The sequence below is a fragment of the Micromonospora globispora genome, from assembly GCF_003857015.1.
Lineage (GTDB): Bacteria > Actinomycetota > Actinomycetes > Mycobacteriales > Micromonosporaceae > Micromonospora > Micromonospora globispora.
Window position 1 is genome coordinate 1 of the sequence record NZ_QGGF01000683.1, and the last position, 14,923, is coordinate 14,923.

Annotated in this window: 14 protein-coding genes; 10 read left to right on the top strand and 4 right to left on the bottom strand. The window is 72.8% G+C overall.

Annotated elements, in window-relative coordinates; genetic code table 11:
* Positions 1–3: 3 nt before the first annotated feature.
* Positions 4–870 (bottom strand): peptidylprolyl isomerase, encoded by an 867-nt coding sequence (locus tag DKL51_RS31950; RefSeq protein ID WP_109947996.1) that lies wholly within the window; start codon positions 868–870, stop codon positions 4–6.
* 260 nt (positions 871–1,130) lie between these two features.
* On the opposite strand from DKL51_RS31950, the gene DKL51_RS31955 reads away from it, so the two are divergent.
* The 3 genes from DKL51_RS31955 (at position 1,131) to DKL51_RS31965 (ending at position 4,232) form a co-directional block, all read left to right on the top strand.
* Positions 1,131–1,850: an MBL fold metallo-hydrolase gene (locus tag DKL51_RS31955; protein WP_109947995.1), complete on the top strand. Its 720-nt coding sequence runs from the start codon at positions 1,131–1,133 to the stop codon at positions 1,848–1,850.
* Between the two features lie 53 nt (positions 1,851–1,903).
* Complete coding sequence (hisS, locus tag DKL51_RS31960; RefSeq protein WP_109947994.1) at positions 1,904–3,226, top strand: histidine--tRNA ligase; 1,323 nt, start codon at positions 1,904–1,906, stop codon at positions 3,224–3,226.
* A 70-nt stretch (positions 3,227–3,296) separates the two neighbouring features.
* The gene (locus DKL51_RS31965; protein ID WP_109947993.1) at positions 3,297–4,232 is read left to right on the top strand and encodes an acyl-ACP desaturase; all 936 of its coding nucleotides are present in this window, start codon (positions 3,297–3,299) and stop codon (positions 4,230–4,232) included.
* A 103-nt stretch (positions 4,233–4,335) separates the two neighbouring features.
* Here DKL51_RS31965 and DKL51_RS31970 read toward each other — a convergent pair whose 3' ends face one another.
* Positions 4,336–4,845: a PaaI family thioesterase gene (locus tag DKL51_RS31970; RefSeq protein ID WP_109947992.1), complete on the bottom strand. Its 510-nt coding sequence runs from the start codon at positions 4,843–4,845 to the stop codon at positions 4,336–4,338.
* A 55-nt stretch (positions 4,846–4,900) separates the two neighbouring features.
* Here DKL51_RS31970 and DKL51_RS31975 point away from each other — a divergent pair, with 55 nt between their 5' ends.
* A complete protein-coding gene (locus DKL51_RS31975) occupies positions 4,901–5,374 on the top strand; it encodes a winged helix-turn-helix transcriptional regulator (RefSeq protein ID WP_109947991.1) in 474 nt (157 codons plus the stop codon).
* A 50-nt stretch (positions 5,375–5,424) separates the two neighbouring features.
* Here DKL51_RS31975 and DKL51_RS31980 read toward each other — a convergent pair whose 3' ends face one another.
* A complete protein-coding gene (locus DKL51_RS31980; RefSeq protein WP_109947990.1) occupies positions 5,425–6,255 on the bottom strand; it encodes an SGNH/GDSL hydrolase family protein in 831 nt (276 codons plus the stop codon).
* Positions 6,256–6,503: 248 nt separating this feature from the next.
* Between DKL51_RS31980 and DKL51_RS31985 the strand changes: the two genes are divergently transcribed.
* Both DKL51_RS31985 and DKL51_RS31990 read left to right on the top strand, forming a co-directional pair.
* Complete coding sequence (locus DKL51_RS31985) at positions 6,504–7,559, top strand: S1 family peptidase (protein WP_109947989.1); 1,056 nt, start codon at positions 6,504–6,506, stop codon at positions 7,557–7,559.
* A 122-nt stretch (positions 7,560–7,681) separates the two neighbouring features.
* Positions 7,682–9,289 carry an MFS transporter gene (locus DKL51_RS31990; RefSeq protein ID WP_243422792.1) on the top strand — a complete coding sequence of 536 codons (1,608 nt, stop codon included), beginning with the start codon at positions 7,682–7,684 and terminating at the stop codon, positions 9,287–9,289.
* Here DKL51_RS31990 and DKL51_RS31995 read toward each other — a convergent pair.
* Complete coding sequence (locus DKL51_RS31995; RefSeq protein ID WP_109947988.1) at positions 9,192–9,926, bottom strand: DUF998 domain-containing protein; 735 nt, start codon at positions 9,924–9,926, stop codon at positions 9,192–9,194. The two genes, DKL51_RS31990 and DKL51_RS31995, sit on opposite strands and share 98 nt — an antisense overlap.
* Positions 9,927–10,127: 201 nt before the next feature.
* Here DKL51_RS31995 and aspS point away from each other — a divergent pair, with 201 nt between their 5' ends.
* The 4 genes from aspS to DKL51_RS32015 form a co-directional block, all read left to right on the top strand.
* Positions 10,128–11,933, top strand: a complete 1,806-nt coding sequence (gene aspS / locus DKL51_RS32000; protein WP_109947987.1) for an aspartate--tRNA ligase — start codon at positions 10,128–10,130, stop codon at positions 11,931–11,933.
* A gap of 76 nt (positions 11,934–12,009) precedes the next feature.
* Positions 12,010–12,822: a sugar nucleotide-binding protein gene (locus DKL51_RS32005; RefSeq protein ID WP_124813142.1), complete on the top strand. Its 813-nt coding sequence runs from the start codon at positions 12,010–12,012 to the stop codon at positions 12,820–12,822.
* An 85-nt stretch (positions 12,823–12,907) separates the two neighbouring features.
* Complete coding sequence (locus DKL51_RS32010) at positions 12,908–13,540, top strand: winged helix-turn-helix domain-containing protein (protein WP_109947985.1); 633 nt, start codon at positions 12,908–12,910, stop codon at positions 13,538–13,540.
* Positions 13,537–14,923: MFS transporter (locus DKL51_RS32015; RefSeq protein WP_148097914.1), on the top strand; the 1,387-nt coding region annotated here is incomplete at its 3' end. The genes DKL51_RS32010 and DKL51_RS32015, both read left to right, overlap by 4 nt.

Below are 14,923 nucleotides of genomic sequence, written 5' to 3' on the forward strand. Positions count from 1 at the left end.
GGGTCAGCCGGCGCTGGGGCTGGTGGCCGGCGCGCCGGTGGAGGCCGGTGCCGTGGTCGGCTCGCCGACGGTGAGGCTCTGGATCACCACGTCCGTCTTCGGCTTGACCTTGGCCCCGCTCCCATTGTCCACGGTCGGCAGGGCACCGATCTTGTCCACGACGTCGAGGCCGCCGGTGACCTTGCCGATGATCGGGTAGACCGGCTTGGTCGGGTTGAAGTCCTTGAAGAAGATGAGGAACTGGCTGCCGTTGGCGCCCGGCGGGTTCGCGATCATGGCGATCGTGCCCTTCGGGTACGCCGGGGCCTGGCCGGCGGCCGGCTTGCCGGACGGGCTCGGCGCCGGGGTGGGGACGTTCTCGTCGTAGAACGAGTAGGCGGGGCCGCCGATCCCGGTGCCGCTCGGGTCGCCGCAGCGGAGCGCGCCCTCGGTGGTGATCTCGTGGCACTTGGTGTTGTCGAAGAACGACTTGCCGGCCAGGTACGAGATGCTCGCGCCGCCGCACGGCGCCGAGGCCAGGTCGAGCTCGGCGGTGATCGGCGCGCCCTGGTTCGTGGTGATGGTCATCGCCCGGGTGCCGGAGGTCGGCAGGCCGGTGGTGGGCGGGGTGCCGACGTCCTTGAGGTTGGTGTTGCCGCTGGCGTCCTGCGGGGTCCAGACGCAGACGTCCTCGGCGGCCTTCTTCTCCGGCTTCGAGTCGAAGGCGCCCAGCGCCCAGGCGGTCCCGAACCCGATCAGCACGATCACCAGGGCGGCGCCGACGGCCGCCTGGATCTGCCGGCGGCGCTTCGCCGCGGCGGCCCGGCGGGCGAGCTGCCGGTCGAGCTTGGCCCGCGCCAGTTTGCGCTGCCGGTCCCTGCTGGAAGCCACCCGTGCTGTCCTTCCTCTAACCTGGTCCTCGCCGGCGCTCGGGCGCTGTCCGCCCGTCGGGCGGCAGGTGCGCCACGCCACACGCCCGCCAGAGTGTACGGGTACCGGCTGGGAAAGTGGTGTACGAGGTCGGACCCCGGTTTATCGGGAGGCGTCACTGTGCCGGGTGGGGCCACCGGGACTGCTGGGCCGGCGAAACCCGCTCGCCCGGGCGGCTAGGCTGGCGACGGGGACGACGACTCGACGGAAGGGGAGCGGACGTGCTCGTGGCCGGCTTTCCCGCCGACGCCTTCGGCACCAACTGCTACGTGGTGGCGACCGCGCCGGGGGAGCAGTGCGTGGTGGTCGACCCCGGCATCGGGGTCCTCGACCGGCTCGACGCCGTGCTCGCCGAGCACCGCCTGCACCCGGCCGCCGTGCTGCTCACCCACGGCCACCTCGACCACACCTTCTCCGTGGCGCCGGTCTGCGGTGCGCGCGGCATCCCCGCGTACGTCCACCCGGACGACCGGGAGCTGCTGGCCGACCCGTCCAAGGCGCTCTCCACGGACCTCACGCAGCTCTTCGGTGGCCGCCTCCCGTACGCCGAGCCGGAGGACGTCGCCGAGCTGACCGACGGCGCGACCCTCGCCCTGGCCGGGTTGGAGATCACCGTCGACCACGCCCCCGGCCATACCGGCGGGTCGGTGCTGTTCCGGCTGCCCGGCGCCGGCTCGCCCTGGGAGGCCGAGCAGATCTGCCTCTCCGGTGACGTGCTCTTCGCCGGCTCGATCGGCCGCACCGACCTGCCGGGCGGCAGCATGCCCCGGATGCTGACCAGCCTGCGGGAGAAGGTTCTCCCGCTGGCCGACGACACCGTCGTCCTGCCCGGCCACGGCCCAGCGACCACCATCGGCCGCGAGCGCGCGACCAACCCGTACCTCCTCGAGGTGGCGGGGACCGGCGACGCGCGCCCGGCCGCGCCCACCCGCGGCCTGTAGTCGCCGCGACCACGACTCCCCGCGCGGTCCGCGCGGGATGCAAGGAGTACGCCATGAGCAAGCCCACGCCCATCTCCGGCTTCCCGGAGTGGACGCCCGCGCAGCGGATGATCGAGCAGTTCGTCCTCGACCGGATCCGCGGCACCTTCGAGCTGTACGGCTTCGCCCCGCTGGAGACCCGTTCGGTCGAGCCGCTGGACCAGCTGCTGCGCAAGGGGGAGACCTCCAAGGAGGTCTATGTGCTGCGCCGGCTGCAGGCCGACACCGACGGCCCGACCGGTGACGACGCGCTCGGTCTGCACTTCGACCTGACCGTGCCGTTCGCCCGCTACGTGCTGGAGAACGCGGGCAAGCTGCAGTTCCCGTTCCGCCGCTATCAGATTCAGAAGGTGTGGCGGGGTGAGCGCCCGCAGGAGGGGCGCTACCGCGAGTTCCTCCAGGCCGACATCGACATCGTGGACCGGGACACCCTGCCGGCCCACTACGAGGCGGAGATGCCGCTGGTGATCGGCGACGCGCTGCGGTCGCTGCCGATTCCGGCCGTGAAGATCCAGGTCAACAACCGCAAGATCTGCGAGGGCTTCTACCGGGGCATCGGGCTGACCGACCCGGAGGCGGCGCTGCGCGCGGTGGACAAGCTCGACAAGATCGGCCCGGCGAAGGTGGCCGAGCTGCTGGCCGAGACGGCCGGGGCGAGCGAGGCGCAGGCGAAGGCGTGCCTGGCCCTGGCGGAGATCTCCGCGCCGGACGGCTCCTTCGCCGACGCGGTCCGGGCCCTCGGGGTCAGCGACCCGCTGCTCGACGAGGGCATCGAGGAGCTGACCTCGGTGGTGGAGACCGCCGCCGACCACTCGCCCGGCCTCTGCGTCGCCGATCTGCGGATCGCCCGCGGCCTCGACTACTACACCGGCACCGTCTACGAGACGCAGCTGGTGGGGTACGAGCGGTTCGGCTCGATCTGCTCCGGCGGCCGGTACGACAACCTGGCCAGCGCCGGGAACGTCCGCTTCCCGGGGGTGGGCATCTCGATCGGGGTGACCCGGCTGCTCGGCCTGCTCTTCGGCGCGGACGAGCTGTCGGTGTCCCGGAGCGTGCCGACCTGCGTGCTGGTCGCCGTCACCAACGAGGACGAGCGCCCGGCCAGCAACAAGGTGGCCGAGGCGCTGCGCTCCCGGGGCATCCCGACCGAGGTGTCCCCGAGCGCCGCCAAGTTCGGCAAGCAGATCCGGTACGCCGAGCGGCGGGGCATCCCGTACGTCTGGTTCCCCGGGGCCGAGGGCGACGAGGTGAAGGACATCCGCTCGGGTGAGCAGGTGGCCGCCGCGGCGGGGGAGTGGACGCCGCCGCGGGAGGACCTGAAGCCGCTGGTGAGCTGAGTTCCCGACTAGCGCGTACGGACGATCGGACCTACGGTAGCGTAAGTTACGCCACCGTAGGGAGATCGTCGTGACCGTACTCAGCCAGACCGCCCTGCTCCTCGAGCTCGAATCCGTGGTGGAGAAGAACCTCGACCGCCATCTGTCGATGGCGAAGGAGTGGTTCCCGCACGAGTACGTCCCGTGGAGCGAGGGCCGCACCTTCGACGGCCCGCTCGGCGGCGAGCCGTGGTCGGAGACGGACTCGACCATCCCCGACGTGGCCCGGACCGCGCTGATCGTCAACCTGCTCACCGAGGACAACCTGCCCTCGTACCACCACGAGATCGCCACCCTCTTCGGCCGGGACGGCGCCTGGGGGAACTGGGTGCACCGGTGGACCGCCGAGGAGGGTCGGCACGGCACCGCCATCCGGGACTACCTGACGGTGACCCGGGCGGTCGACCCGGTGGCGCTGGAACGAGCCCGGATGACCCACATGTCGGCCGGCTACGTCAACGCGCACGGCGACGAGGTGCTGCACTCCCTGGCGTACGTGTCGTTCCAGGAACTGGCCACCCGCATCTCGCACCGCAACACCGGCAAGGTGACCGGCGACCCGGCCTGTGAGGCGCTGCTGGCCCGGGTGGCCGCCGACGAGAACCTGCACATGGTCTTCTACCGCAACCTGCTCGCCGCGGCCTTCGAGCTGGCCCCGAGCCAGGCGATGCGGGCCGTCGCCGACGTGGTGGCCGACTTCCAGATGCCCGGCGTCGGCATCGAGGGCTTCGCCCGCAAGTCGGTGGCGATCGCGCTGGCCGGCATCTACGACCTGCGGCAGCACCGCGACGACGTGGTCGTCCCCGTGCTGCGTCAGTGGGACGTCTTCGAGGTGACCGGCCTGGACGCCGACGGCGAGGCGGCCCGCGAGGAGATCGCCGCCCACCTGGACGGCCTCGAACGCCACGCGTCCCGGTTCGAGGAGAAGCGCGCCGCCCGCGCCGCCCGCCTCACCGCAACCCGCTGACCCGCCGCCCCCACTCCTGTCGATCATGGAGTTGTGGCCGGTAACAAGCCGATGCACAACCGGCACATCGGGCGCCACGACTCCATGATCGGCCCCGGAGTGGTCAGGCGGGGGCGTCGAGGGGGAACAGGAGGCAGCTGGAGGTGGCGTGGGCGATGAGACGGCCGCGGGTGTCGGTCAGTCTCGCCTCGGCCAGGGCGGTGCGGCGGCCGCGCTGCAGGACGGTGCCCTCGCAGCGGAGGGTGCCGCTGGCCACGGTGACCGGGCGGAGGAACTTCACGTTCAGGTCGAGCGAGGTGTATCCGACGCCGGCCGGCAGGGTGGTGTGCACGGCGCAGGCGGCGGCGGTGTCCAGCAGGGTGGAGATGACCCCGCCGTGCACCGTGCCGAGCGGGTTGTAGTGGAACTCCTGCGGCACCAGCTCCACCGCGACCCGGCCCTCGTCGGCCTCCATCCGGGCCATGTCGATCAGGTGCATCACCGGCGGGGCGGCCAGCTCCCCGTCGATCATCGCCCGGAGCAGCTCCAGGCCGCTGCGTCGACCGATGTGCGCCGCGCCCGCCGCCGGGTCGGACCAGGAGAACGTACGGCTGCGGTCCTGCGTCTGTGTCATGGACTCAGCCTGCAGCGCGTTGCTGAGTCTGTCAATGAGACCTAGCCTGGTGGGCATGAGACCCGCGGCACTGGACTGGTCGGTGGAGAACTGCACCATCGCCCGGGCGATGGCGATCCTCGGCGAGCGGTGGACCCTCGTCGTGCTTCGCGAGGTGTTCAACGGCATCCGCCGCTTCGACGACATGCGGATCCGGACCGGCATCCCCCGGCAGGTCCTCACCAACCGGCTGGCCACCCTGGTCGAGCAGGGCGTGCTGCGCCGCGAGCCGTACCGCGAGCCGGGCAGCCGGGTGCGCCACGAGTACCGGCTGACCGAGAAGGGCCTCGACCTCTGGCCGGTACTGGTGGCGGTGCTCGGCTGGGGCGACCGCTACCTCGCCGACCCGGAGGGCTCCCCGCTCGGCGTCGGGCACCGCGACTGCGGCGCAGAGGTCCACGTCGAGCTGCGCTGCGCGGCCGGGCACGAGCTGACCAGCCCTCGCGACGTGGTCCCGCGTCCGGGCCCGGGCGCGCGTCGCCGCACCTGAGCCCGACGCCGCGCGGACGGCGGACCGTCCGCGCGCCGCGCGGGGAACGGCTACCAGCCGAAACCGTTGGCGTACGTGACGCTGGCGAGCACCGCCTGCCCGCTGGTGTTCGGGTGGAAGTAGTCCCAGGTGGAGACCTGGCTCAGCACGAACGGGTAGTTGAACACGGCGTTGTCGTCGAAGTCGCAGTTGGCGCCGTACGCGGTGCAGGCCTGGGCGAGCTGGGTGTTGTAGTCGATCACCCGCTGGCGTACCCGGGCCCGCCGGTCGACGTCCGCCTGCGCGGTGGAGGTGGCGTTGGCCAGCATCGACTGGCAGATGCCGAAGGACGACCAGGCGGTCAGCGCGCTGAGGTTGTTCCGGCCGATGTACCAGAGCCGGTAGATGTCCGGCACGCTGACCACCGCGACCCGGGCGTTGGGCAGGCCGGCCTTGAGCCGGTTGAGGGCGCTGTCGATGTTGGCCCGGTAGGTGGTCACCGAGGTCATGGTGGATTCCGAGCTGGTGCAGGCGTCGTTGGCGCCGATCAGCATGGTGACGTACTCGACGCCCTGGCTGACCGCGGTGCCGGCCTGGCCGTACATGTCGGCGGACTTGGCGCCGCTGCGGGCGTCGTTGTAGTTGCGGCCCTGGATGTTCGGGTTGACCGCGCGGATCCGCAGGTAGTGACTGTTCACCGTGGAGTAGTCACCGGTGCTGAACGAGCGCGAGGTGCAGTCGACGTACCAGCCGCAGGCGTTGAAGCCGCGGGTGATGGAGTCGCCCATGCTGGCCATCGAGTTGGGCGGTGGGGTGGTGGCGGCGGTGGCCGGGCTGGCGGCGAGCAGGACGAGAGCGGTGAGGCTGGCGAGGATGGCCAGCACGCGTCGGGTGAGGGTCATCGTGGCCTCCGGATCGCGGGTGCCGGGAATGCGATGGTTACCGGATCGTATAGATGACCCTCTGTGTCCACAATGTTGCCGGGCCGTTACGTGTGGCCGTTGGGTGAATTCGGGCAAACCGTGGTCTTGCTTACGATCTTAAATATGTGAATACTTCCACTCAGCTCGGCCGGTTCCCCCAGGCTCGGCCGGGTCGGCCCAGGGCCCGCACCACGAGTCGGGCCCCCACCCCATCCGGGAGGCTGTTCATGCGACCCACGAGGTCATCGCTCCGTCGCGCCGTCACCCTCGCCGCCGCCGGCACCCTGGTAGCCGGCTCGCTCCTCGCCTCGCCCGTGCAGGCGGCACCCGCCTCGCCCGCTTCCCCCGACGCCGCCGCCAGCCTGGTCCAGCGGCTCGGCGACCGGTCCGCCGGCACGTACGCCGACGCCAGCGGCACGATGGTCGTCACCGTGACCGACGCCGCCGCCGCCCGCGAGGTGCGGGCCGCCGGCGCGACCCCGAAGCTCGTCGCCCGTGGCGCCGCCGAGCTGAACCGCGCCACCGCCGAGCTGGAGCGGACGGCGAAGGTCGCCGGCACCGCCTGGTGGACCGACCCCGCCACCAACCAGGTCGTCGTCTCCGTCGACAGCACCGTCACCGGTGCCAAGCTCGACCAGGTCCGGGCCGCGGCGGCCCGGCTCAACGGCGCCGTCCGCATCGAGTCCGAAGCCGGCGTACTCAGCCCGCGGATCAACGGTGGCCAGGCCATCTACGGCGGGGGTTACCGCTGCTCGCTCGGCTTCAACGTGCGCAACAGCGCGGGCACGTACTACTTCCTCACCGCCGGGCACTGCACCAACCTGTCGTCCAGTTGGTACACCAACTCCAGCCAGTCGACCTACATCGGTCCGCGGGCCGGCACCAGCTTCCCGGGCAACGACTACGGCATCGTCCGGTACAGCAACACCGCCCTGGCGCACCCCGGCACGGTCTACCTCTACAACGGCAGCTCGCAGGACATCACCGGCGCCGGCAACGCGTACGTCGGCCAGGCGGTCAAGCGCAGCGGCAGCACCACCGGCGTGCACAGCGGCAGCGTCTCCGCCACCAACGCGACCGTGAACTACGCCGAGGGCAGCGTCTACGGCCTGATCAAGACCAACGTCTGCGCCGAGGGTGGCGACAGCGGCGGCTCGCTCTTCGCCGGCAGCACCGCCCTGGGGATGACCTCCGGCGGCAGCGGCAACTGCACCACCGGCGGCACCACCTACTTCCAGCCGGTCACCGAGGCGCTGAGCGTCTACGGCGTGAGCGTCTACTGATCCACCCTTCGGGAACGGGCCGCCGGGCGACCGGCGGCCCGTTTCCGCGTGCCCGCCGTGCCACCGGGCGCGCTTTGCGGATCATCGGACTGGCCGCCGCGCGGCGGGGTACGTTCCGCCCGGTGAGCGCCCCCGTGACCCCGACCGTTGACGTGCCCGCCTCCGCCTGGGCCCCGCTGCGGGTCGCCGCGTTCCGCAGCCTCTGGCTAGCGGTGCTGGCCAGCAACGTCGGCACCTGGATGCAGACCGTCGGCGCGCAGTGGCTGCTGGTCGACCAGCCCAACGCCGCGACCCTGGTCTCCCTCGTGCAGACCGCCAGCATGCTGCCCGTCCTGCTGCTCGCGCTGCCCGCCGGCGCACTCGCCGACACGTTCGACCGGCGCCGGCTGCTGATCGGCGTGCAGTGCTTCCTGGCGGCGGTGGGGGTGCTGCTCACCGCGCTGACCGCGGTCGGCCGGATGCCGCCGGCCCTGCTGCTCACCCTCACCTTCGCGCTCGGCGTCGGCCAGGCGCTGACCCTGCCCGCCTGGCAGGCGGTGATCCCGGAGCTGGTGCCCCGAGCTCAGCTCGTCTCTGCCGCGGCGCTCGGCTCGATCAGCGTCAACCTGGCCCGTTCGGTCGGGCCGGCCGTGGCCGGTGTGCTGGTCGCCAAGGCCGGGGTGGCGGTCGTCTTCGCGGTCAACGCCACCTCGTTCGCGATCTTCGCCTTCGCCCTGTTCCGCTGGCGGCCCGACCGGCCGGAATCCGAACCCGAGCCGGAGCGGTTCGCCGCGGCGCTCCGCGCCGGCGGCCGGTACGTCCGGCACTCGCCGGTCGTCCGCCGGATCCTGCTGCGCGCCGCGCTCTTCGTGGTGCCGGGCAGCGCGCTCTGGGCGCTGCTGCCGCTGGTCGCCAGCCACCGTCTCGGCATGGGCGCCAGCGGCTACGGCGTGCTGCTCGCCGCCCTCGGCATCGGTGCGGTGGCCGGCGCGCTCGTCCTGCCCCGGGTCCGTCGGGCGCTCAGCAGCAGCCAGCTGCTGCTGGCGGCCGGGCTGCTCTACGGCGGGGTCCTGCTGGTGCTCGCCCTGGTGCCGTCACCGGTGCTGGTGACCCTGGCCCTGATCCCCGCCGGTCTGGCCTGGATGACCGTGCTCTCCAGCGTCAACGCCGCGATGCAGCTCTTCCTCCCCGGCTGGGTACGCGCCCGCGGCCTGTCCGTCTACCAGATGGTCTTCGCCGGCGGTCAGGCCCTCGGGGCGGTCGCCTGGGGTGCGCTCGGCGAGGTGACCAGCCTCGTCGTCGCCCTCGCCGCGGCCGGCGCGGTGATGCTCGTCGCCGCGCTCACCGTGCTGATCTGGCCGCTGGTCGAGACCCGGGGCGTGAGCCGGGAGCCGGCCATCTACTGGCCCGAGCCGCACCTCGCCCTGGAGCCGCATCCCCGTTCCGGACCGGTGGTGATCACCATCGGGTACACCGTGCCGCCCGAGCGGCAGGAGTCCTTTGTCGCGGCGATGCGGGCGGTCGGCCGGTCCCGTCGGCGTACCGGGGCGATGCGCTGGGGGCTGTTCCGGGCGGGGGAGCGGGAGCACAGCTTCGTCGAGGTCTACCAGGTGCCGTCCTGGGAGGAGCATCTGCGCCAGCACGGCGGCCGGCTCACCGGGGCCGACCAGGCGGCGGAGGAACGGGCCCGGGCGCTGGTCGAGGGGGAGCCGGAGGTGACCCATCTGCTCCCGGCGGACCCGGAGAACTGAGCGCCCCGGAACCGGCGTGCCGGCGCCGGTGCGTCCGCCGGGCCGAGAGCACCGCCAGCGGGGGCCAGAGCCCGACACCCAGCGCCGTCGCCCGCTCGGCGAGCCCGGCGCGGTGACCGCTGGTCACCTCGAAGACGAACCAGCCGAAGAGGACCAGCAGCAGCGCCGTCACGGTGAGCGCCACCGGCCGCCGGAACGCCCACGGCAGCACCGGCCGGGCCGGGTGGCCGGGGTCCGGGCCACGGGGCAGCAGCAGCGCCGACCCGGCCGGCCAGAGCGCCAGCGCCAGGACGGCGACCGCCGCGACCGTGCCGTGGCCGAGCGAGCCGCCCACCTTGGGCCGCGGGAAGGCGATCAACGCGACGGTGGCCGCTCCGCCGACGGCGAGCAGGAACCGGCTGGGCAGACCAGCGGCGTGCAGGACGGCCGCGGTGGCCAGGTGACACGCGCCGAGCAGCAGGAAGCAGCCGACCATGATCCAGGAGTCCGTCGCGCCCGGTCCGGCGAGTTCGCTGATCGTGTCGCGGACGGGGTCGTAGCCGGCCGGCTGTCGAGCGCCCGCGACGGTCGTACCGCCGAGCAGCAGGACGGGCGCGGCCGCGGCGATGGCCACGGCCCAGCCCGGTACGGCGCGCACCTCGCCACGGTAACCGTCGCGACCGTCGATCGTCCCCGGGACGGTCCGTTGCAGGGGCTGCCCCGGCGCGTCGGCGGTCGGCGGGTCGTCGACCGGAGGCCGCCCCGGATCAGGTCGGGCTGTCGGGTGCCCGCCGGACGCGGCGGGCGGGGCTGACAGAATGCGGGGTGACGACTGTTCCACGATGAGGAGACGCCTGCCGTGATCCGTACCCACAATGCCGGAAGCCTGCGCGCCGCGGACGCCGGCTCGACGGTGACGCTCGCCGGGTGGGTGGCCCGCCGGCGCGACCACGGCGGCGTCATCTTCGTCGACCTGCGCGACGGCTCGGGCGTGGTCCAGGTGGTGTTCCGCGAGGAGGACGCGCACGCGCTGCGCAACGAGTTCTGCGTCAAGGTCACCGGTGAGGTGACCCCCCGCCCGGCCGGCAACGAGAACCCGGACCTGCCCACCGGCGAGATCGAGGTGACCGCCACCGAGCTGGAGGTGCTCTCCGAGGCGGCGCCGCTGCCGCTGCCGGTGGACGACCAGATCGAGGCCGGCGACGACATCCGGCTCAAGTACCGCTACCTGGATCTGCGTCGCAGCGGCCCGGCGACGGCCATGCGGCTGCGCTCGCGGGCCAACCAGCTCGCCCGCGGCGTGCTGCACGAGCGGGACTTCCTGGAGATCGAGACGCCGACGCTGACCCGGTCCACCCCGGAGGGTGCCCGCGACTTCCTGGTCCCGGTCCGCCTGCAGCCCGGCAGCTGGTACGCGCTGCCGCAGTCGCCGCAGCTGTTCAAGCAGCTGCTGATGGTCGGCGGCATGGAGCGGTACTACCAGATCGCCCGCTGCTACCGGGACGAGGACTTCCGCGCCGACCGGCAGCCGGAGTTCACCCAGCTCGACATCGAGATGTCCTTCGTCACCGAGGACGACGTGATCGACCTCGGTGAGGCGATCGTCGCCGCGCTCTGGTCCGACCTGGCCGGCTACGAGATCCCCCGGCCGATCCCGCGGATCACCTGGCACGACGCGATGTCCCGGTACGGCTCCGACAAGCCGGACCTGCGCTACGGCGTCGAGCTGACCGAGCTGACCGACTACCTGCGCGGCACCGAGTTCCGGGTCTTCGCCGGGGCGATCGACGCCGGCGGGTACGTCGGCGCGGTGGTCATGCCGGGCGGCGCCGGCCAGAGCCGCAAGGAGCTGGACGGCTGGCAGGACTGGGCCAAGGCGCGCGGCGCGCGCGGCCTGGCGTACGTGGTGCTCGACGCCGAGACCGGCGAGGCCCGCGGCCCGGTGGCGAAGAACCTCTCCGCCGAGCACCTGGCCGGCCTCGCCGACGCCGTCGGCGCCAAGCCGGGCGACGCGATCTTCTTCGCCGCCAGCGCGAACACCCGGGAGGCGCAGGAGCTGCTGGGCGCGGCCCGGATCGAGATCGCCAAGCGGGCCAACCTGATCGACGAGAGCGCGTGGGCGTTCTGCTGGGTGGTCGACGCGCCGATGTTCGAGCGCACCGACGAGGGCGGCTGGACGGCCGTGCACCACCCGTTCACCTCGCCGAACGCCGAGTGGGTGGACACGTTCGAGGAGGCGCCGGACCGGGCGCTCGCCTACGCGTACGACATCGTCTGCAACGGCAACGAGATCGGCGGCGGCTCGATCCGTATCCACCGCAGCGACGTGCAGCAGCGCGTCTTCGACCTGCTCGGCATCAGCCCCGAGGAGGCGCAGGACAAGTTCGGCTTCCTGCTGGAGGCGTTCAAGTACGGCGCCCCGCCGCACGGCGGCATCGCCTTCGGCTGGGACCGGGTCTGCATGCTGCTCGCCGGCGCGGACTCGATCCGCGAGGTGATCGCCTTCCCGAAGACCCGGGGCGGCTTCGACCCGCTGACCGGCGCGCCGACGCCGATCACCGGGCAGCAGCGCGCCGAGGCGGGCATCGACGCCAAGCCGAAGGCCCCGACCGGGGTGCACGCCGGCACCGCCGGCCCGGTGGCCCCGGTGGCCGACCCCACCTGAGCCGTCCCCACCTGACCGAGAGGTCCGCGTCATGATGACGCGGACCTCTCGGCTTTTTTCAGGGAACGGGGATGCGATGACACTGCTCGTGGTGGGGGCCAGCGGCTTTCTCGGCGCGGAGATCTGCCGGCAGGCGGTCGCGGCGGGGGAGCGGGTGGTCGGCACGTACCACTCGGCCGCCGTCGAGGTGCCGGGCGTCGAGGCGCGCCGGCTCGACGTCACCGACCGCGCCGCCGTGTGCGCGCTGGTCGCGGCGGTACGCCCCGACGCCGTCGTCGCCACCCCCTACCGGTACGCCGACTGGGTGGTCACCGCCGACGGGGCGGCGCACATCGCGATCGCCGCCGCCGAGGCGGGCGCCCGGCTGGTGCACCTGTCCAGCGACTCGGTGCACGGCGGCCGCCCGTCGCCCTACCTCGACGACGAGCCGCCCACCCCGATCTTTCCCTATGGGGCGGCGAAGGCGGCGGCGGAGACCGCGGTGCGGGCGATCGACCCGGGGGCGGCTCTGGTGCGGACCTCGCTGATCGTGGGGGAGGGGAGCAAGCAGATCCAGCTCTGCCTCGACGCGCTGGCCGGTCGGGCCACCCTGTTCACCGACGAGCTCCGCTGCCCGGTCGACGTGGTCGACGTGGCCGCCGCCGTCCTCGAACTCGTGCCGTCGGACTACGCGGGCCCGCTCAACGTGGCCGGGCCGGACGCGGTCAGCCGGGCCGAGATGGGGCTGCTGGTAGCCCGATGCCTCGGCCTCGACCCGGCCGGGATGAAGACGACCACCAGCGCGGCGTCCGGCCTGCACCGCCCCACCGAGGTACGCCTCGACTCCTCCCGGGCGGCCGGCCTGCTGCGGACCCGGCTGCGCGGCATCAGCGAACTCCTCGCGGTCTGAGCACCGCCGAATCACCTGTCGGATCATGCACAGTTTCTATGCACAACTCTTGTGCATAGAAACTGTGCACAGATATTGTGCATGCATGGAGAACGATGAGGCGCCGCGGCGGCGTGAATCCCGCGCGGTCCGGCTGGACCATCGACAGGTGCGGGTGCTGGCGCATCCACTGCGGACGCGACTGCTCGGGGCGCTGCGGGTGAAGGGGCCGGCCACGGCCACGACCCTCGCCGAATTGCTGGGCACCAACACCGGGGCGACGAGCTACCACCTGCGCCAGCTCGCCGAGGTCGGCCTGGTTGCCGAGGACCCGGACCGGGGCACGGGGCGACAGCGCTGGTGGCGTGCCGCGCACGACGTGACCAACTGGGAGCCCACGGACTTCGACGACGACCCGGACGCCCGGGCCGCGATCGAGTGGATCGAGGGCGACCAGGTCCGGTACCTCGCGGAGCACGCCGAACACTGGTTCGCCGTCCGCCACGAGTGGTCGCCGGCCTGGCGGGACGCGTTCGGCATGGGCGACATCTTCATGACCATCCCGTCGACCCGACTGGAGGCGCTGAAGGCGGAGCTGTGGCAGATCCTCGAGCGCTACCGGAACGAGGCCGACCCCACCGAGCCCGGCGCCGAGCAGGTGCAGATCTACCTCGCCGCCTTCCCGCTGTTGGCGGGCAAGCGGCTCGCCGGTCCACCGCCGTCCGAGGAGAAGCGATGAGCACCCTGTCCGTACGCCAGGTCCGGTTCCGCTACCTCACCCTCTACGGCCTGCGTTGGCTGCCCAGCGGCCTGATGGTTCCCGTGATGATCCTGCTGATGCAGGAACGCGGACTGTCGCTCTCCCAGATCGGTCTGGTCGGCACCGCCCAAGGGCTGATCGTCCTCGCGCTGGAGCTGCCCACCGGCGGGCTCGCCGACGCGCTCGGCCGCAAGCCGGTGCTTGCCGCCGCCTGGGTGGTCTGCCTGATCTCGATGATCATCTTCGCGGTGGCCGACTCGTTCTGGCTCTTCTTCCTGGTCTGGGCGTTGCAGGGCATCTACCGGGCGCTGGACAGCGGCCCGCTGGAGTCCTGGTACGTCGACGCCACCCTCGCCGCCGACCCGGACGCCGAGTACGAGCGCGGCCTTGGCTTCGCTGGCACCGTCATCGGCGTGGCCATCGGCGCCGGCGCCCTGCTCGGCGGTGGACTGATCGTGCTCGGCCCGGTCGGGCCGGTCAGCGCGCTGACCCTGCCCGTGCTGGTGGCCATCGCCCTCCAAACGGTGGCGCTGGTCGCGCTGCTGGTCCTGTTGAAGGAGACCCGCCCGGCCAGGGGAGCGGCCGCGGTGCGCTCGTCGATCGCCGAGGCGCCCCGGATGGTGGGGCAGGCGGTCGGCCTGCTGCGCCGCTCCCGGGTGCTGCTCGCCCTGGTCTGCGTTGAGCTGTTCTGGGGCTTCGGCATGGTCACCTTCGAGGCACTGCTGCCGGTCCGCCTCGCCGAGGTGATCGGGAACGCCGACCGGGCCGCGGCGCTGCTCGGGCCGGCCGCCTCGGCAGCCTGGCTGGCCAACGCGCTCGGTGCCGCGCTGACCCCGTTGCTGCTGCGCTGGCTGGGCGCCGCACCCAGCGCCGCCCTGCTGCGGATCCTGCAGGGCGCGACGGTGGTCGGGATGGGTCTCCTCGCCGGCCCGGTCGGCGTGCTCATCGCCTATCTGGCCTGCTACACCGTGCATGGCGCGTCGAATCCGCTGCACCAGGGGCTGCTGCACCGTCAGGTGGACGGGCCGTACCGGACCAGCGTGCTCTCGATGAACTCGATGATGGCCCAGCCGGCCGGTGCGCTGGGCGGGGTCGTGCTGACCGCCCTGGCGGACCGGACCAGCATCAGCCTCGCCATGCTGGTTGGTGCGGTGGTGCTGGCCTTGGCGGCCCCGCTCTACCTGCCGGCCTGGCGCGCCGGCCGGACGGCCGCGGCCGATCCGACCGAGCAGGGCGGTACCTTCGCCGCTTCGCCGGCCGGTCCCGACGACACCCTGACCGGTCCGCCGACCGGTCCGGTCCCCGCCGTAGCGGGCGCGGCCGCCGACGCGGCGGCCGCGCCCGCTACGGCGGGGACCGGAC